The sequence below is a fragment of the Planobispora rosea genome, assembly GCF_014648175.1.
Classification (GTDB): Bacteria; Actinomycetota; Actinomycetes; order Streptosporangiales; family Streptosporangiaceae; genus Planobispora; species Planobispora rosea.
Genome location: NZ_BMQP01000039.1, coordinates 1 through 16,263 on the forward strand (window position 1 = coordinate 1; position 16,263 = coordinate 16,263).

A 16,263-nucleotide genomic window follows, 5' to 3' on the forward strand; every position below is an offset into this window, starting at 1 on the left:
GTCACGAGACAGGGATGATCACAAAGCGGGCGTAAATACACAAGTGCCGTTGCAGTACTAGCGCCAAGGTGCGTCAGGCATGACGGCCCGCCCCTTGGGAGGAGAACCAATCGGTCGGATCGGCACGAGTCGCGATGCGGTATCGATCAGGACGGTGCCGAAAGGGTACGGGTCAGGTACTGCAGGGCCTGTACGGCCTTGACCACCGTGGTGAGTCAGCGGCTACAACGGGTGGCACGCGACTACAACCCCCTGGTCGCGACGTCGTCGACGCCGCCGTACGCAAGCAGATCAGTCCTTCGTTTCGCGGACGTCCTTTCCCTGCTCGGCGAACGCCTTGAAGTCCTGCATGTGCTGTTGCGACTGCTTGCGGAAGGCGCCGGGCGTCAGGAGCCCCACCAGCCGCATCAGCAAGCCGCTGAACCGGTATTCGTTCTCGCTCACCCAGAGCGTCGTCTCCGGACCGGCTTCGGTGAACCGTTCGCGCGTAACGCTCCACATGCCCTCGCCGACGATCTCGCGCTCGAAGTGAACGACGCTCTCCTTCGGGATCCCGTGCAGGTCTGCCGGTTCCCGGCGCGTGATGGTCTCGGTGCCCTCGAACTTCTGCTGCCCCATCTGCATCACGACCCGCGACGTGGTACCGACCTGCCCGTGCACCCCGGTCAACGGCTCGTGCAGCACCAGACCCCGCAGCCACTTCGGCAGGTGTGCCGGGTCGGCGAGCAGCTGGACAACCCTCTCCCGCGGCAGGGCGATCTCCATCGAGACGGTGTACTTCATGGCGAAGCGCTCCAGGTTCCTGAGGGAACGGGCCTACGCTAACAGCCTCGCCCCATATTGAACACGAAGCCGATCAACATCGATCAGGAGGGCGAAGCCAGGGATCAGTTCTAACGAATGACCGTGCACCGCCCGATGCCAGGAGATCGCCGATATCGATGCATTTCCCAAGCTGACAGCACGGGTTCGGTTCCCGTCACCTGCCCACGTACAAAAAGCGCTGTCCGGCATGCCGGATCGTCTACTCCTCGAACCAGGCCACCAAGCGGTCTCGCCGACATCGAGGCCGGGATTCCATGCGCAGCACCCGATGAATCCGTGGATGTCGGTTCCCATGCCGGGATCTTCTTGTCCGCGGGAGGCGCTGTCCAACCCTTTGCGGTCACGAGTCGCTCGCCGGTAGGGCCATAGGTGGGTGAGGTGGATGTCCGAGCGGAGAGCCCAGCCCAGGGAGACATCCCGACCCGGGACTCGATCGTTTCCAGAGCCTTCCACGGTGCCGGCGCGGATGCCCCAGTCCTGTTGCCGGTGGCCGTCGTCGTTAGGGTGGTGCGGTGTGACGTCTGACTCCAGCGGGCCGGTCGATCTCGCTTCCTTGCCCAAGGCCGAGTTCGCTTTCCCCGGTCCGTTGCGCGATGCGATCGTGGCGGCGATTCTTAACGGTCGCAAGACTGCTACGACCGCTCTGGCCGTCGAGTACGCGCATGAGGGCGAGCCGCTGCCCGAGCTCGGCGAGCGGTCGGTAGTGGTGGACTCCGCCGATCGCCCGGTGGCCGTCATCGAGGTGACGGGCGTGCGTGTTGTGGCGCTGGGGGAGGTGGATACCGCCCACGCAGTGGACGAGGGCGAAGGCCACACAACGATCGCGCAGTGGCGTGCGGCCCATGAGAGGTTCTGGCACAGTCAGGAGATGTGCTCGGCGCTGGGCGATGCCGGCTTCACCGTGGACGACACCACCCCGGTGGTCCTGGAACGCTTCCGCGTCATCACCGATCTCCGCACAGCATGAGGACCATCGGCACCTTGCGAGGTCGGACGCCGCTCCGGTGAGATCAGCTCGCTTACCGCAGCGGCTGGAACCGGACGCTCAGCCGCATCTCCAGAGCCTCCGCCGATCGCTCCGGCGTCGGGACGGTGGGCATCGTCCCGCCCGCTCGGAGCCGTACTCCTTGGAGGCCGTACTCCTTGGAGGAGGTCTTCCCGAGATCCGGGTTCGTCCGGTCCTCGTGAAAACCTCAAGCTCCTTTTCGGTCAGCCCGGCTTCGGCGTCACGCCTGGTCATGAGGATCTCCGGGACCGGGCGCCACCGGCCGGACAAGAATGGAGTCGCAAGATCTCTGGTAGACCAGGCTCCATGAGCCTCCCTACGACTCAACACCTGCGCGTCGTCTCTCCAGCGTTCGTCGTCGAGCAACTGCCGCATGCAGCGTCGCCCGGAGACGACTGGGTCGTGCTTGTCCGCGGGCCGGAAGGGCTGACCGTTGTCCGTGCGGCCCGGCCTGTGGACTCAGGGGAACGGTGGGTCGGTTTCTACAGCGGTGCCACAGCCCATGGCCTGGATGTTCCCGGAATGCTGGCGGCGATTGTCAAGCCGCTGGCGGAGGCGGCGATATCGGTATTCGTCGCCTCGACCTCCCACGCCGACCTGGTTCTGGTTCCCGAGCAGGAAGAGCAGCAGGCCGTCATCGTCCTGAAGGAGGCGGGACATCAGGTGGAGAGCGGGGACGACGAAACCCGTGAACCTTTCTGGTCACAGCACTGGAGCGAGCCGCCCCAGAGCTGATCACTGCCGAATCGTTCTCAGCGGTCTCATCGTCCCGCCGCTGCCAGCTCTTCGCCGGAAACCCCGACGGCGCCGTGCGCGGACACCGGCTTGGTGAGGGTGGCCGTCGCGCCGTCGGACGACTCCGTACGGTACCCCTGGGAGTGGTAGAGGCGGATGTTGTGCCGGCTCTGGGCGCCGGTGGACAGCACGATGCGGCTGCAGGAGGCGTCGGCCGCGGCTTCGGCCTCACGCAGCAGCCAGCGTCCCACGCCCTGGCCGCGCAGATCGGGGACGACGCCGAGGCGGCCCACGTGCCAGTCGCCGTCCACGCGGCGCGTACGCACCATGCCCAGGAGCCGGCCGTCCCGCCACAAGCCGGTGGTCTGCCAGGTGGCCAGCCATGCGCGCACCTGCTCCAGCGGCTCCTCCAGGGCGGGGATGGCCAGGGTGTCGTTGGCCGTCGCCTCCTCCACCCAGCAGCAACGCTGGAGCACCAGAACCTCCGCAGCGTCGTCCGGGGTCAGCGCCCTCACGTAGGACCCCGGCACCGGTCCGGCGTCTGAGCGGGTGCGCTCGCGCATCGGCCGCAGGGCGTGCGCGAGGCGGACGAGCTCGTCCAGGACCCCGACGGCGGCCTGGTCGCGGCCGGCGTCCGGGCGGAGCCGCCCGCCGTCGACCGCGTCGGCGATGCGCAGGGCGACCGTGGCGCCCAGCGGCACCAGCCGCAGCGTGGTCACCACCTGCTTGGCGTGCTGGACCGACCGGGTGCCCGCCGAGGTGTTGCCGTAGCTGACGAACCCCATCGGCTTCCACGCCCATTCCCGGCCCAGGTAGTCGAGGGCGTTCTTGAAGGCCGCGGGCATGCCGTAGTTGTACTCGGGGGTGACCGCGATGAAGCCGTCCGCCGCGTCCACCATCGCGCTCCACCGCTTGGTGTGCTCGTTCCGGTAGAGGCCGGACGCCGGCTCTTCCTCCTCGTCGAGGAACGGCAGGGCGAGGTCGCCGAGGGCCACCGGCAGCAGTTCCACGCCCAGTTCCGTGGCCCGCGGCGCGATCGCGTCGATCAGCCACTGCCCCACGGCCGGGCCGAGAGCACCGGGACGGGTGCTGCAGGTGAGGACGAGGACTCGCAGAGTTTTCGTTGACATGGAAACGAACATAGCTGGTAACTTGTTTACATGTCAAAGAAAAGTTCGGGGAAGTCCGGGAAGACGGTGCGCTGGCTCGACGCGGACGAAGAACGCGCCTGGCGCGCCCTCCGCCGGATGATGATCGCGATCCAGTCGCGCACCGCGCACGACCTGGCCGCGATCGGCCTGTCGGAAGCCGATTACGAGGTGCTCAGCACGCTCTCCGAGCGTCCGGGCCGCACCAGCACGCTGCGCGAGCAGGCCGCCAAGATGGGCTGGTCACGCAGCCGCCTGTCGCGGCACGCCACTCGCATGGAGACCCGCGGCCTCGTGCGGCGCGAGCCCGACCCGGACGACGGCCGTGGCTGTTACCTGGTCCTGACCGAGCACGGCATGGAGACGCTCGAGGACGCCGCCCCGGCACACCTGGAATCGGTCCGCCGCCACGTCATCGACCGGCTCTCGCCCGCAGACCTGTCCGCCCTGGAAAGCATCGCCCGCAAACTGGAAGAACCCGCATGAGCATCATGCGCCTTCCCGGGTCGGCCGATCGAAGCGTGCAGCACTCCTATCTCCCCGGCTCAGAGGGCGCATGGCCAAACAGGCGCTCAGAAGTGATCAGGCCGGTGCCGCGCACCGCGGTCGGCTCGTAGTGGCGCATCTCCTCGATCATCCGGCATAGGGCCCGAGAACGCTCAGGCCACGTTGGTGTTCTGCATGGCGCCGATCCACCAGGCGCCGTCCTTCTTGACCGCCACCACGGTGCCGTGGTTGGCGAAGGCTCCCTGAGGGGTCGTGGTGTCCTGACGAAGGTGGAGGATCGCGAGGCCGGGGGCGGGAGAGGAGATGTCCATGATCTCGATGCGGGTCGTCCAGCCGGTGACGGGGCCGTTCAGCCGGGCCGTGTGGTAGTCGAACAGCTCGGACCAGCCGCGCAGGACGGTGCCGTCGGGGACGATCACGACGGCGTCGTCGCTGAACGGGCCGTCGAGCACGGCCGCGTCCTTCCGGTTGAAGCCGGTCTCGATCCGGGCGAGGAGCCGCTTCAGGTCACGCCGGTCCTGCTCGGTGACGGTGGGACCGTAAACGGTGGGTCGAGCGGTCATGGTGGTGCACCTTTCTCGGAGGTCGGGGTTCGGATGTCAGGCGTCGTCGAGGGCGGCCAGAATGTCCTGTTCTGAGGGGGTGCCACCGGTCGCGGGGCGGCCGGCGAACCGGAGGACGGGCACCCCGCGAACGCCGGTGCGGCGCACCCGTTCGAGCTCGGCGCGGGTCTCGGCGGCCCCCTCGTCGCTCCACCGGACACCGACCTCGGACGCGAGACGCCGGAGGACGTCGGGGTCGGCGACGTTGAGCTCATCGGTGTGGTGCGCGCGGAAGAGGCGCTCGACCATCTGCTCCCCGAGACCCTGGTCGCCGGCGAGGGCGACGAGACGGTGCGCTTCGAAGGTGTTGGAGAAGATCGCCTTGTCGTGCCTGAGGGTCAGGCCCTCGGCAGCCGCCAGTTCGGTGATCTCGGCCACGGCCTGTGCGGGGTCGATGCCGAACGCCCTGCGCAACACCTCCACCTTGAGCTCGCCCTCCGCGGTCGCCTCGGGGTCCAGTTGGAAGGGGCGGAAGACGACCTCGGCCCGCCCGCCTTCGGCGCGGAAATGGGTCAAGGCCCGCTGAAGCCGGGTGAAGGCGAAATATGACCACACGCAGGGGATGTCGAAGGTGAACTCGACCTGGGTGCTCGTACCGTTGTCGTTCATGCCGCCAACGTTAGGAAGGCATCCGGGTTCCCCTCCTCTGTCATGTGACCGGGTCCGCCCCGGTCGCCGGACCCGGTCACATGACAGAGGCGACCCCCGTCACGCGCCTCCTAGCGTCATCCTCGTCAACCCCGACCTGAGGAGAACGCGGGATGCTGAACGTAGCGATCATCATTGGCAGCGTCAGGGAAGGCCGGTTCGGGCCGGTCGTGGCCGACTGGTTCGTCGACCAGGCGAAGGCGAGCGGCCAGGTCGCCCTCGACGTGATCGACCTGGCCGAGGTGGACCTGCCGCTGGTCATGCCCGCGAGTGTGCCGCCCGCGCCGCAGATGACCGAGTTGTCCCGGCGGCTGCACGCGGCGGACGCCTTCGTCTTCGTGACACCCGAGTACAACCGGAGCTTCCCCGCCTCGGTGAAGAACGTCATCGACTGGCATTACACCGAGTGGCAGGCCAAGCCGGTGGGCCTCATCTCCTACGGTTCGATGTCAGGCGGTCAGCATGCGATCCAGGCGTTGCGTGCGGTCTTCGCCGAGCTGCACGCGGTCACGATCAGGGAGACGATCAGCTTCGTCCACCCCTGGAACCAGTTCGGCGAGGACGGCCGGCACCTCGACCCCTCGGCTCCGGAGCAGGCCGCCAGGGCGCTGCTGGACCAGCTCGGCTGGTGGGCGCGCGCGTTGAAGAACGCCAGGGCCGAGCACCCGTACGGGAGCTGACCGGTGAAGGCGGTCAAGCAGTACGCCTTCGGCGGCCCGCACGTGCTGGTCCATGAGGACGTCGACGAGCCGCGGCCCGGGCCGTGGCAGGTGCGTATCAAGGTGGCGGCGGCGGGGGTGTCCCGGCTGGATCTGGCCGTCCGCGCGGGAGTCCACCCGTGGTCGCCCACGCTGCCGATCATCCCGGGGAGGGAGGTGGCGGGGGTGGTCGAGGCCCTCGGTGACGGTGTTCCGAGCCGCTGGCTGGGGCGGCGGGTCGTCACCTGCCTGGGCCTGGCCGGCGGGGGCTACGCCGAGCTGGCCGTACGTGAGGTCGCGGCCGTGCACGAGATCGGTGACGAGGTCCCGGACGAGGCGGCCGTCGCGGCCGTCGTGACCGGCCGGACCGCCGTCGGCGTCCTGGACGCCGCTCGTGTCGCCGCCGGGGACGTGGTGCTGGTGCTCGGGGCCGCGGGCGGCGTCGGCGGCATGCTCGTGCAGGCCGCGGCGAACCTGGGCGCGACCGTCGTAGGGGTGGCGGGCGGCCCGGCCAGGTCCGCCGCCGCTCGCCGGCATGGCGCGGCCGTACCGGTGGACCATCACGAACCCGGCTGGGCCGGGCGGGTGACGCGGGAGCTGGCGGGCCGCCCGGTGACCACGCTGCTCGACGGGGTCGGCGGCGAGCTCGGGCGTCAGGCCGTGGACCTGCTCGGGTACGGCGGCCGTGCCGTCGTCTTCGGCTGGGCGAGCGGCACGCCCGTCGAGGTGCCCGCCCGCGACCTGTACGAGCGCGAGCTCACCCTGCGCGGCGCGCCCGGCCCGGCCCCTGGCTCCGGCGGGGTGCGCAGGCTGGAGGAACGCGCCCTGGCCGCCGTGCGCGACGGCGTCATCACTCCCCTGGTCCGGCGCTTCCCCCTCGCGGAGGCCGCCACCGCCCACGCCGAGCTGGAATCCAGACGTGCGACAGGAAAGATCATCCTCGTACCGTAGTTACACTTCTGCCCATGCTGTACGGACGAGCTGCGGAAACAGCCGTTATCGACCGGCTGCTGGAAGCGGCGCGCGCCGGCAGGAGCGGCGCGCTCGTCGTCCGGGGCGAAGCGGGGATCGGCAAGACGGCACTGCTCGATCACGCCGTCGCGGCCGCCGCCGAGCTGCGCGTGATCCGCGGGGCCGGGATCGAGGCGGAGAGCGAGCTGCCCTTCGCCGGCCTGCACCTGCTGCTCAGAGGGGTGCTCGATCGGGTCGCCGCGCTGCCTGAGCGGCAGGCCCGGGCCCTGAGCGGCGCGCTGGGCCTGAACGCGTCCGCCGAGGCCGTCGAAGGCGACAGGTTCATGGTCGGGACGGGCGTGCTCATGTTGCTCGCCGATCTGGCCGAGCAGGCCCCCGTGCTCTGCGTCGTCGACGACGCGCACTGGCTCGACGCCGCGTCCGCGGAGGCGCTGCTGTTCGCGGCCAGGCGGCTGGAGGCGGAGGGTGTCGTCATGCTGTTCGCCGTGCGCGAGGTGCATGCTCCGGCCTTCCCCGCGCCAGGTGTGGACGAGCTGCGGCTGTCCGGCCTGGACCCGGAGACCGCGGCGAGCCTGCTCGCCGACGAGGCGCGTGACCTGCCGGTTCACGTCCGCGACCAGATCGTCCACGAGTCCGCGGGCAACCCGCTGGCCCTGCTGGAGCTGCCGGCCGCGCAGCGTGAGGGGCAGCTGGCCGCCGAGCCGTACGGCGTGCGGGTCCCCTCGCCGCTCAGCCGCGTCCAGCACATGTTCGCCGACCGGATCGCCGCGCTGCCCGAGGCCACCCAGACGCTGCTGCTGGTCGCCGCCGCGGAGGGCGACGGCGACCCGGCGAGTGTGTTCGCCGCGGCCAAGTTGCTCGGTGCGGACGCGGCCGACCTGGAACCCGCCGAGGAGCGGCGGCTGCTGGGCCTGGCGGGTGACCGGCTGGTGTTCAGGCACCCGCTGATCAGGACTGCCGCCTATCGCGGCGCCACGGTCACCAGGCGCCTCGCCGTCCATCGGGCGCTCGCGGACGTGCTCGACGGCGACCGGCGCGCCTGGCAGCTCGCCGCCGCGGCCACGGGACCCGACGAGCAGGTCGCCGCCGAACTCGAACGCACCGCGGAGAGCGCGCGACGCCGCGGCGGGCACGCCGCGGTCGCCGCCGCCTACGAACGCGCCGCCAGGTTCAGCGTCGAGCCTCGCGAGCGCGGACGGCGCCTGGCCGCCGCCGCGCGGGCCGCGGCCGACGCCGGGCAGCACGACCGGGCGGCCGCCTTCGCCGACGACGCCGCCCATCTGGTCTCCGATCCGGTGATCGGGGCCGAGATGGCCAGGATCAGGGCGGGCCTGGCCGACGAGCGCAGCAGCGCGGCCTCGGCGCACCAGCTCCTGGCCGACGCGGCCGACGCGGTCGCCGAGCCGTCACCCGGCCTGGCGAGCGGGCTGCTCTTCACCGCCGTCGAGACGGCGTGGACCGCGGGCGACTTCGCCGCGGTACGGGCCGCGGCCGGACAGGCGCGGAGGCTGGGCCTCCCCGACGCCGCCCGCATCGGTGAACTGGCCACCTGCATCACCGCCCTCACCGAGCCGGACGGTGGGGTGGCCGAGGCGGCGCACGCCGTACGCCTGCTGCTCGATCGTGACCTCGCGGCCGGGTCCGGACTGCGGGACGAGGCCAGGATCGCCTGGTGGGAGCTGTTGCTCGGTGACTACGCCGCCGCGCATCGCCGGGCGGTGACCCTGGAGCGCGAGAGCAGAAGGCAGGGGGCGATCGGCGTGCTGCCCCGCGCGCTGATGCTGCTCGCCCGTACCCAGCTGTGGCGTGGCGCGCACCGCGACGCCCAGGTCAGCGCCACCGAGGGCATGCGCATCGCCCAGGACACCGGGCAGAGCCACCAGGTTGTCTTTCTCCGGGGAGTCCTCGCCCATCTCGCCGCGATCGAGGGCGACCAGGAGCGTTGCCGGCAGCTGACCGCCGAGATGACGGCACACGGCGCCGCGCCCGCCCACTCACGCGCCAAGGCCATTACCGCCCTGCTCGACCTGGGGCTGGGCAGGCACGAGGTCGCGCTGGAGGTCCTGTCGGCGACGGTGGCGGGCCCCAACAAACTGGGCACCGTGCACAGCCTGCCCGACCTGGTCGAGGCCGCGGTGCGGGCCGGACGGCCGGAACTCGGACGGGACGCCGCCCGTCACTACGCCGACTGGGCCGAGCACTCGGGACAGCCCTGGGCCCGGGCGATCGCCGCCCGCTGCGCCGCCCTGCTCGACGGCGACGGGCAGGCCTGGGACCGGGCCCTGCGCCTGGACGAGTCCCCGCCGTTCGAACGGGCCCGCACCGAACTCCTGCACGGCGAGTGGCTGCGCAGGCAGCACCGCCGGATCGACGCCCGCGGCCGGCTGAGATCGGCGCTGGAGACATTCGAACGGCTGGGCGCCAAGCCGTGGTCCGGGCGCGCCGCCACCGAGCTGCGCGCCACCGGCGAGACCCTGACCACCCGCGGCGACGACGCCGACCCGTTCGCCCGCCTCACCCCTCAGGAGCTTCAGGTGGTGCGGCTGGCCGCGGCAGGCCTGAGCAACAGGGACATCGGCGCCCAGCTCTTCCTCAGCCCGCGGACCGTCGGCTACCACCTCTACAACGCCTATCCCAAGCTCGGCGTCACTTCGCGCGGCGAACTGCCGTCCCTCCTGTCCACCGTCTCGCGCCCCGAGGCGTGAGCGGGTGCCACGGAACGCAAGGATCCCCGGAGGGACGCCCGCAGGGGCGCCCGCAGCCCGGCGTCACCGGCCCGGACGGCGCGGGGCAGCCTCCAGCGGGTGCTCCCTCAACCAGGTGAGGACCTGCTGGGCGTGCTCGTTCGGCGGGAAGATCGGATAGAAGACGTGCTCGATCCTTCCTTCCCGGATGATGAGCGTGTGGCGCCGGTAGAACCGCTTGCCGCCGGCCTGGAACGTCGGCAACCCCATGGTCTCGGCCAGTCGGAAGCCGGTGTCGGCGAGCATGGCGTACGGCAGCCGCAGCCGTTCCGCCACTCCGCGCAGATAGCCGGCCTCCTGCAGGGACATCCCGAAGACTCCGGCCGCGCCGGCGGCGATGAGGTCCTCGTAGTGGTCGCGGAAGTCGCACGCCTCCGGGGTGCAGCCGCGCGCGCCGGGGATGTTGTCCCAGCCGTCGGGCAGGTCGGCGTCCGGGGTGCCGATGAGCGGGAAGACATAGAGCACGTGGCGGCCTTCGCCCAGCGCGTGCAGGGGTACGGTCTCCCCCGTGGAACCGGCCAACTCGATCGTCGGCACTGCCATGCCGGGCAGGTGGTCGGCTGCGCCGTCGTCCTCGGGCACCGGCAGGTTCGCAGGCAGTTCGTGGACGTCCGTCATATCGATCGCCTCCAGGTCGTCTGGCTGTAGGGGGAAGTTGCGGGCCGCCGCATGGCGCAGCCGCTGGACCAGCACGGCTCTGCGTTCGGTGAGCGCGTCGATCCAGCTGGTCAGCTCGTCGATGGCGGCCCGGTAGCCGGCCAGCGACGAGGGGCAGTCGTCGGCATGCGCGTGGCCGACCTCGAGGCATTCGAGAAAGGGACGTGTCCGTTCCACGGGGATGCCCAGCCGGTTGAGCTCGCGGATCTCGCGAGCGCGCCGGACGTCCTCGGCCGAGTAGTCGCGATAGCCGTTGCCGAGCCTGGCGGGAGCGAGCAGTCCCAGCGACTCGTAGTAGCGGATCGCCTTCGTCGTCACCTGCGCATCGCGCGCGATTTCACTGATCTTCATCTGCATTCACCTGGGAGAACCTTAAACATTGCCCTCAGGGGCAAGGTCAAGGCGCAGGGCGGGCTCGTCCCTGCAGGTGGGGGCGTCTCTGCGGCTGATCACCGTATACGGGGAGGGCGATCGGCGGTCCGGGACTCCGTTCCCCCGCCCTGATCCATCGGAGATCGCGGTGATGCGGCGGCAGACTTCCCGGGCTGACAGAGCGGATCCGATCCCCGTCACCCGTTCCGCTCCTCCCCGCGCCGGTTCAGGTGGTCGATCAGAACACCCAGCAGGGTCCGGGGATCCCCACTATGAGGATCATGCCCTGTCCCCGGCGACACGTGCCGGCCTCTGCTGCGAACCGGAGCGGATGTGCCGCCTCACCAGGACGGCCAGCCCTGTCTGGAAGGCGAGCATCACCAGGGCGATCAGTCCCGAGGCGGCGGACATCTCCTCCTCCGAAAGCCCACCGATGCATTCCGTTATGTTGCCGCCCTCGTACAACACGACGCAGCTGCGCCCCAGGATCGCGGCGGTGATGAACCAGTCGGCGACCAGAAGGGGGACCGCTCCCAGGACGAGGGCCGGCACGACGTAATCCGCCCTGCCGCCTGCCGGGTCCGTCCTCACCGGAACAGGTTCGAGACGCCTGCCCATATCCGAATCAGGGCTCATACCGAACACCTAAGCACAGGCAAGTGATCTCGTACCAGATCCGTGTCAGAACGGACGGGAACCCACGAGAACGACATCCATACAGCCGAGCCGTCCTCATCGTCACGCCCGGCTCGGCGGTGAGCATTGAATCGTGCCGGGTGAACGTGTCGCCCGGGTGACGCGATTTGAGGACCGGCCTGTCTGCACAGCAGCACCGGGCAGAGCCGCAGGAGTACCCGGTTGCCGGCCAGGCGACGGCTCGTAATTCGATTGGGCGGATCCGGCGGGCTTGTTAACGTGCCTGAATGCCCTCCCCGCACCCCCTGCTGCCGCGCTCGACACCGGCCGCCTCAGGGATGTCCTCACGCGCGATCACCGCGCTGCTGGACCGGCTCGACGCCCACTCCGTCGAGTGCCACTCCCTCATGATCGTCCACCGCGGCCACGTCATCGCCGAAGGCTGGTGGGCACCCTACGACGCCGACCGCCCGCACCTGCTGTACTCCCTGACCAAGTCCTTCACCGCCATCGCCGTCGGACTCGCCGTCACCGACGGACTGCTGTCCCCGGACGACCGCATCGCCCAGATCCTGCCCGAACACGTCCCGGCCGACCTGCACCGGCAGGCCCACCGCCTGACCGTCCACCACCTGCTGTCCATGACCACCGGACACCGCACCGACAGCCTCGCCGAGGCCTGGCAGCGCGAACCAGGCGACCTGGTCACGGGCTTTTTGCGGGTCCCGTTCCCCGACCCCGTCGGCACCCGGCACGCCTACGACAACCCCACCACCTTCATCCTGGCCCGGATGGTGGAAAAGGTCACCGGCCGCCCCCTGCCGGACCTGCTCGATGAGCGCCTGTTCCTGCCGATGGGCATCGACCACGCCGAATGGGACCGGGTGGCCAGCGGCGCCGCCTTCGGCTTCCACGGCCTGCACCTGAGGACCGAGGCCGTGGCCGCCTTCGGCCAGCTGCTGCTACGTGAGGGCCGCTGGGGCGAGCGGCAGCTCATCCCCCGCTCCTGGGTACGGCTCGCCACCCGGCCGCACATCGACACCCAGCCATTCGAGGATGGATCGGGGAACGCCGACTACCTTCGCGGGTACGGCTACCAGTTCTGGATCTCGCGTCACGGCTACCACGGTGACGGCTCCTTCGGCCAGCTGTGCGTGGTGGTCCCCTCGCACGACCTCGTGGTCGCCGTCACCGGCGCCCACACGCGGGCCCAGGCCGTGCTCGACGCGATATGGGAGTGCCTGCTGCCCGGTGTGGGCCACGCGGCAAGCACCCCGGACGACGCGGCAAGCGCCCGCGACGACGCAGGAGACGCGGCGAGCACCCGCGACGACGCAGGAGACGCGGCGAGCGCCCGGGACGACGAGCTCCTCGCCGAGCGGCTGCGGCGGCTGTCGCTGCCGCCGGTGCCCGGATCGGCCGCCCCGCATCGGTCGGCCAAGGCCAGACTCGACGCCTCCACCGAGGACTCGGCGCTGCCCGACGCGACCACGGTGGCCGTCGATCCCGTGGGCGGCGGATGGCTCGTGCGCTTCGGGCCGTTCCCCGAGATCGGGTCGCTCCCCGGCGCAGAGACGTTCCTCGACGTCGAGGTCGGCCACGGCGAATGGCGGGAGAGCTCACCGCTGGGCCGCCCCGTCGTCGCGACCGGCGCCTGGCAGGGCGACACGTTCGTCGCCGAGCTGTATGTGATCACCACCCCGCACCGGGTCCGGCTGGTGGTCGACACCGGCACGGGCACCGCGGTGGCCACGTGGAACATCGCGCCGCTGACCGGCTCCGATCTGCGGGTGCATCTGCGGTCACCGCTGATGACACGGCCCGATGTGGCGTAGGCGATCCAGGCCGGACAGCGTTCAAGATCCTTCGGTGTCGAGCAGATGCCGGATCTTGACATCCCGACGGTCCGGTGAAGAGGCGCGGGGTCATTCGTCGTCCGGATCGGCCGGGCCCGCGGCCGGTGCGATCTGCGGCCGGGTAGCGGCCCCGTCGGCGATCTCACGTCCGTGGTTCAGCGTGTAGTCGAGCTGCCTGGCCAGGAGGGGGAGGTTCGCCGGAGGCAGATACGCCTCGGCGCCGGCGTCGAGCAGCCGTCGGACCGGGCCGGAGTACTGGATTCCCAGCTCGTGGTCCTCGATCTCGGTGACGATGACGCGGGCTTTCGGGAACATCGATCGAAGTGCCGCGATCAGCTGCGGACTGCCTGGAGGTATCAGGAGCACATCGGTCGTCGCGGGGGCCGCATGCATGTCGAGCACGACGTAGTCCTCCCCGAGCTGGGTCGAAAGCGCCACCCGGGCCGCGGTCGACAGCTTCATCGCGGTGGCCACGACCGTCACGCCCTCGTCATCCAGCGGTGCCTGATCGCCGGTCTCCTCTGACGCGCCGCGATCGACGACGGCGCCCTGGACCACGTCAACGGTGCTGGAGACCGTCGCGATCGACGCGCCGTCACGGGTGAGGACCAGGTTCTCACCCGGCTCGAGGGCGTCGATGAGCGCCACCACGTCTTCGGGAAGGCGGGTCACGTCGATTCGCCGCACGGAGCGTGGGGCGTGTTTCCGGGTCACCATTCCCGGAAATCGATCATGTCCACGCCATCGGCGGCGACACGAAGGTGAGGCCGCGGAAAGGTGACCCGCACACTCGTTGCGGCGACGACGGCCTGCGTCGTGCACGGCCCCGGCCGCCCGGCGCAAGGCCCGTCTGCCGTGACGTGGTCGCCCACCCCGAAGGCGCCGCTCAACCAGGTGATCATACGAACCCCCTCCGCTGCCTTGATCTTGTTGGACGCCGCCGGACGACCGTTGGTTCGATGCCACGCCGACCGCGTCATGTCGCTCTCACACGTACGGCGGCCCGTCAGGATACCCTGACGAATATGACGTTCAAGTCTCCTGACATCCCGGCCCACGAGGGCTTCGCCGCCCCGGTGCTCCCCACCGGTGAGCTGGCCTCATCCGCCGGCGCCTTCACCAAGACCTTCGTCGGCTACCAGGCCGCCTGTTCCTGCGGTTGGGCCGATCAGCGTCGGTTCCCGCCCACGCCGGAGGGGACCAAGGAGACGGAGTACCGGTGGTGGAGCCGGCACGCCGCCCCGCTGATCGCCGCCGCACCCCCCGGCGAGCTGGTGACCATGTCGGATCTCCTGTGCGAGCGGATCGTCAACCTCGCCGCCGAGCGTCCTCTCGCCGCCCTCACCCTGCTGTCCCGGCTGGAGAGCTGGCAGCGTACCCTGCTCGACCAGGCCGTCGCCGGAGCGCGGGAGACCGGTGCCTCCTGGGCGCAGATAGGGGAGGCGATGGGGATCTCCAAGCAGAGCGCCCACGAGCGGTTCAGGGCGCATGTGAGCTCATAGCCCGGTCCGCCGGACGCCTTCCCGGTACGCGGGGCAGGCACGGGGCAAGGAGGTGTCCCGCCGTTCCCGTCCGGCCGGATCACCCTCGCCATCCCAAGATCTCGCCATCCCACGATGAGGCTGGAATACTGACTGATCATGGACCTACGGCGGCTGATCCGCTCGTCCACCCTGCTGTACGCCGCGGCGGCCCCCTTGCTGTACGTCACGGCAACCATGATCGCGATCCAGCTCGCCGCCCACCCGACGGGACTCCACCCCTGGTACGAAACGCCCTGGAACGACGGACTGCTGGCGCAGCTGGACAGGGAGATCGCGTCGGCGCGGGGGTTCACGCTCGGCATCGCCTTCACCCTCGCCTTCGAGGCGGCCCTGCTCGCCGCGCTGGGTGACCGTCTGAACCGTCGGTCCACCATCGGCGGTCTCGTGCTGTGCGCGGCCACCGGCATGGTCTACCTGATGAGCCTCGCCTTGGCCGGACTGGCCACTTACGCGATCGTGCTGTATCCCTCGGGGGACGTCGATCTCGGATTGCTCTTCCCCGGCTGGTACTTTCCCGCACTGGTCGTCATCGGCGTCACGACCGTCGCCGCACTGGTCACTTGGCTGACCGTCGCGGTCAGGGACGCCTCAGCCGCCCAACGGTCAACGCTGTGATCGGAGCCGGGCGACGATACGGGGCCGGCCGGCCGGCGCGTCACGGCCTCAGGGCACGCGGTCCCGCCGTGGCCGGTTCGGCGAACGGCAGGGGACAACACGGACTGCCCGCGCACACCACCAGATCGTCGCATCCGGCGTCCACCGCCTGAAGCAGCGTCTCCCGGATCGTCTGAAGGTCGGCGATCCTCTGTTCCACCTCGGCCAGCTTGGCCACGGCCCGCGCCCGCAACCCCCGGTCGGGCCCGCCGTGACGGTGCCCGCCCGCCTCGACCAGGCCGGCCACCTCGTCCAGGGTGAAACCCAGCCGTTGCGCCGCTTTGATCACGCGCAGGACGGTCACGGTCTCCGGCGGGTACAGCCGGTGCCCGCCGTTGCTGCGCCGCGGCTCCCGCAACAGGCCCCGCCGGTGGTAGTAGCGCAACGTCTGGGCGCTGACGTCCGCCGCCTCGGCGACCTCGCCGGTCCGCAGCCAGCCTCCGGTCCTGGTCATGACGCCGCCCGCGGAGCCGTCCCGGTCGGCAGGGTGCGTTCCGCCGGCGCTCGCTCCATGAGTCCTCCCGGTGCCGCGGCCGCCCGTCTTCACCGCGAGCGGCTCCCTGCAGTCCAACGGTAATCCTGTACCCGGGTACAGGATGCAACCCCCGGAGCCCGCCGCCCTCACGAGCGCCTGAGCTCACCGGCGAAGCCTAGACTCG

Annotated in this window: 18 protein-coding genes; 9 read left to right on the plus strand and 9 right to left on the minus strand. The window is 70.5% G+C overall.

Annotation, left to right across the window (positions count from 1 at the left end; translation table 11 throughout):
* Nucleotides 1-291: 291 nt before the first annotated feature.
* Complete coding sequence (locus IEZ08_RS29760; protein ID WP_189243429.1) at nucleotides 292-783, minus strand: SRPBCC family protein; 492 nt, start codon at nucleotides 781-783, stop codon at nucleotides 292-294.
* 556 nt (nucleotides 784-1,339) lie between these two features.
* Between IEZ08_RS29760 and IEZ08_RS29765 the strand changes: the two genes are divergently transcribed.
* Together IEZ08_RS29765 and IEZ08_RS29770 are read left to right on the plus strand one after the other, a co-directional pair.
* Complete coding sequence (locus IEZ08_RS29765; protein WP_229803655.1) at nucleotides 1,340-1,792, plus strand: ASCH domain-containing protein; 453 nt, start codon at nucleotides 1,340-1,342, stop codon at nucleotides 1,790-1,792.
* A gap of 345 nt (nucleotides 1,793-2,137) precedes the next feature.
* Nucleotides 2,138-2,566: an ACT domain-containing protein gene (locus tag IEZ08_RS29770; protein WP_068920962.1), complete on the plus strand. Its 429-nt coding sequence runs from the start codon at nucleotides 2,138-2,140 to the stop codon at nucleotides 2,564-2,566.
* Nucleotides 2,567-2,592: 26 nt separating this feature from the next.
* Here IEZ08_RS29770 and IEZ08_RS29775 read toward each other — a convergent pair whose 3' ends face one another.
* The gene (locus tag IEZ08_RS29775; protein ID WP_189243431.1) at nucleotides 2,593-3,696 is read right to left on the minus strand and encodes a bifunctional NAD(P)H-dependent oxidoreductase/GNAT family N-acetyltransferase; all 1,104 of its coding nucleotides are present in this window, start codon (nucleotides 3,694-3,696) and stop codon (nucleotides 2,593-2,595) included.
* Nucleotides 3,697-3,726: 30 nt separating this feature from the next.
* Between IEZ08_RS29775 and IEZ08_RS29780 the strand changes: the two genes are divergently transcribed.
* Entirely contained in the window at nucleotides 3,727-4,200 is a 474-nt protein-coding gene (locus tag IEZ08_RS29780; protein WP_068920961.1) for a MarR family winged helix-turn-helix transcriptional regulator, read from the plus strand.
* A gap of 173 nt (nucleotides 4,201-4,373) precedes the next feature.
* Here IEZ08_RS29780 and IEZ08_RS29785 read toward each other — a convergent pair whose 3' ends face one another.
* Together IEZ08_RS29785 and IEZ08_RS29790 are read right to left on the minus strand one after the other, a co-directional pair.
* Complete coding sequence (locus IEZ08_RS29785) at nucleotides 4,374-4,784, minus strand: SgcJ/EcaC family oxidoreductase (protein ID WP_068920959.1); 411 nt, start codon at nucleotides 4,782-4,784, stop codon at nucleotides 4,374-4,376.
* 36 nt (nucleotides 4,785-4,820) lie between these two features.
* Nucleotides 4,821-5,432, minus strand: a complete 612-nt coding sequence (locus tag IEZ08_RS29790) for a DsbA family oxidoreductase (protein ID WP_068920958.1) — start codon at nucleotides 5,430-5,432, stop codon at nucleotides 4,821-4,823.
* 152 nt (nucleotides 5,433-5,584) lie between these two features.
* Here IEZ08_RS29790 and IEZ08_RS29795 point away from each other — a divergent pair, with 152 nt between their 5' ends.
* From IEZ08_RS29795 to IEZ08_RS40545, 3 genes are read left to right on the plus strand one after another with little or no spacing between them, the layout of a single operon-like run.
* On the plus strand, nucleotides 5,585-6,151 hold the full coding sequence (locus tag IEZ08_RS29795; RefSeq protein ID WP_189243432.1) for an NADPH-dependent FMN reductase: 567 nt from the start codon (nucleotides 5,585-5,587) through the stop codon (nucleotides 6,149-6,151).
* Between the two features lie 3 nt (nucleotides 6,152-6,154).
* Entirely contained in the window at nucleotides 6,155-7,120 is a 966-nt protein-coding gene (locus tag IEZ08_RS29800; protein WP_189243433.1) for a zinc-binding dehydrogenase, read from the plus strand.
* Nucleotides 7,121-7,134: 14 nt separating this feature from the next.
* Nucleotides 7,135-9,846 carry a helix-turn-helix transcriptional regulator gene (locus IEZ08_RS40545; RefSeq protein WP_189243434.1) on the plus strand — a complete coding sequence of 904 codons (2,712 nt, stop codon included), beginning with the start codon at nucleotides 7,135-7,137 and terminating at the stop codon, nucleotides 9,844-9,846.
* Between the two features lie 63 nt (nucleotides 9,847-9,909).
* On the opposite strand, the gene IEZ08_RS29810 is transcribed toward IEZ08_RS40545, so the two are convergent.
* Entirely contained in the window at nucleotides 9,910-10,893 is a 984-nt protein-coding gene (locus IEZ08_RS29810; protein WP_189243435.1) for a MerR family transcriptional regulator, read from the minus strand.
* A gap of 300 nt (nucleotides 10,894-11,193) precedes the next feature.
* Nucleotides 11,194-11,466 (minus strand): hypothetical protein, encoded by a 273-nt coding sequence (locus IEZ08_RS29815; protein WP_189243436.1) that lies wholly within the window; start codon nucleotides 11,464-11,466, stop codon nucleotides 11,194-11,196.
* A 371-nt stretch (nucleotides 11,467-11,837) separates the two neighbouring features.
* On the opposite strand from IEZ08_RS29815, the gene IEZ08_RS29820 reads away from it, so the two are divergent.
* The gene (locus IEZ08_RS29820) at nucleotides 11,838-13,385 is read left to right on the plus strand and encodes a serine hydrolase domain-containing protein (protein WP_189243437.1); all 1,548 of its coding nucleotides are present in this window, start codon (nucleotides 11,838-11,840) and stop codon (nucleotides 13,383-13,385) included.
* Between the two features lie 90 nt (nucleotides 13,386-13,475).
* Here the strand turns inward: IEZ08_RS29820 and IEZ08_RS29825 are convergent, their stop codons facing one another.
* Both IEZ08_RS29825 and IEZ08_RS29830 read right to left on the minus strand, forming a co-directional pair.
* The gene (locus IEZ08_RS29825) at nucleotides 13,476-14,093 is read right to left on the minus strand and encodes a hypothetical protein (protein ID WP_229803657.1); all 618 of its coding nucleotides are present in this window, start codon (nucleotides 14,091-14,093) and stop codon (nucleotides 13,476-13,478) included.
* 23 nt (nucleotides 14,094-14,116) lie between these two features.
* Nucleotides 14,117-14,308, minus strand: a complete 192-nt coding sequence (locus tag IEZ08_RS29830) for a hypothetical protein (protein WP_068920944.1) — start codon at nucleotides 14,306-14,308, stop codon at nucleotides 14,117-14,119.
* A 123-nt stretch (nucleotides 14,309-14,431) separates the two neighbouring features.
* Here IEZ08_RS29830 and IEZ08_RS29835 point away from each other — a divergent pair, with 123 nt between their 5' ends.
* The gene (locus IEZ08_RS29835) at nucleotides 14,432-14,908 is read left to right on the plus strand and encodes a hypothetical protein (RefSeq protein ID WP_203863540.1); all 477 of its coding nucleotides are present in this window, start codon (nucleotides 14,432-14,434) and stop codon (nucleotides 14,906-14,908) included.
* A 138-nt stretch (nucleotides 14,909-15,046) separates the two neighbouring features.
* A complete protein-coding gene (locus tag IEZ08_RS29840; protein ID WP_189243438.1) occupies nucleotides 15,047-15,565 on the plus strand; it encodes a hypothetical protein in 519 nt (172 codons plus the stop codon).
* A gap of 40 nt (nucleotides 15,566-15,605) precedes the next feature.
* Here IEZ08_RS29840 and IEZ08_RS29845 read toward each other — a convergent pair whose 3' ends face one another.
* Complete coding sequence (locus IEZ08_RS29845) at nucleotides 15,606-16,058, minus strand: MerR family transcriptional regulator (protein ID WP_189243439.1); 453 nt, start codon at nucleotides 16,056-16,058, stop codon at nucleotides 15,606-15,608.
* Nucleotides 16,059-16,263 lie beyond the last annotated feature (205 nt).

What these genes read in the sequence shown, in the direction of transcription:
- IEZ08_RS29760 (WP_189243429.1), bottom strand. Translation starts at nt 783, where the DNA reads ATGAAGTACACCGTCTCGATGGAGATCGCCCTGCCGCGGGAGAGGGTT.
- IEZ08_RS29770 (WP_068920962.1), top strand. Translation starts at nt 2,138, where the DNA reads ATGAGCCTCCCTACGACTCAACACCTGCGCGTCGTCTCTCCAGCGTTC.
- IEZ08_RS29775 (WP_189243431.1), bottom strand. Translation starts at nt 3,696, where the DNA reads ATGTCAACGAAAACTCTGCGAGTCCTCGTCCTCACCTGCAGCACCCGT.
- IEZ08_RS29780 (WP_068920961.1), top strand. Translation starts at nt 3,727, where the DNA reads ATGTCAAAGAAAAGTTCGGGGAAGTCCGGGAAGACGGTGCGCTGGCTC.
- IEZ08_RS29785 (WP_068920959.1), bottom strand. Translation starts at nt 4,784, where the DNA reads ATGACCGCTCGACCCACCGTTTACGGTCCCACCGTCACCGAGCAGGAC.
- IEZ08_RS29790 (WP_068920958.1), bottom strand. Translation starts at nt 5,432, where the DNA reads ATGAACGACAACGGTACGAGCACCCAGGTCGAGTTCACCTTCGACATC.
- IEZ08_RS29795 (WP_189243432.1), top strand. Translation starts at nt 5,585, where the DNA reads ATGCTGAACGTAGCGATCATCATTGGCAGCGTCAGGGAAGGCCGGTTC.
- IEZ08_RS40545 (WP_189243434.1), top strand. Translation starts at nt 7,135, where the DNA reads ATGCTGTACGGACGAGCTGCGGAAACAGCCGTTATCGACCGGCTGCTG.
- IEZ08_RS29810 (WP_189243435.1), bottom strand. Translation starts at nt 10,893, where the DNA reads ATGAAGATCAGTGAAATCGCGCGCGATGCGCAGGTGACGACGAAGGCG.
- IEZ08_RS29820 (WP_189243437.1), top strand. Translation starts at nt 11,838, where the DNA reads ATGCCCTCCCCGCACCCCCTGCTGCCGCGCTCGACACCGGCCGCCTCA.
- IEZ08_RS29830 (WP_068920944.1), bottom strand. Translation starts at nt 14,308, where the DNA reads ATGATCACCTGGTTGAGCGGCGCCTTCGGGGTGGGCGACCACGTCACG.
- IEZ08_RS29835 (WP_203863540.1), top strand. Translation starts at nt 14,432, where the DNA reads ATGACGTTCAAGTCTCCTGACATCCCGGCCCACGAGGGCTTCGCCGCC.
- IEZ08_RS29840 (WP_189243438.1), top strand. Translation starts at nt 15,047, where the DNA reads ATGGACCTACGGCGGCTGATCCGCTCGTCCACCCTGCTGTACGCCGCG.
- IEZ08_RS29845 (WP_189243439.1), bottom strand. Translation starts at nt 16,058, where the DNA reads ATGACCAGGACCGGAGGCTGGCTGCGGACCGGCGAGGTCGCCGAGGCG.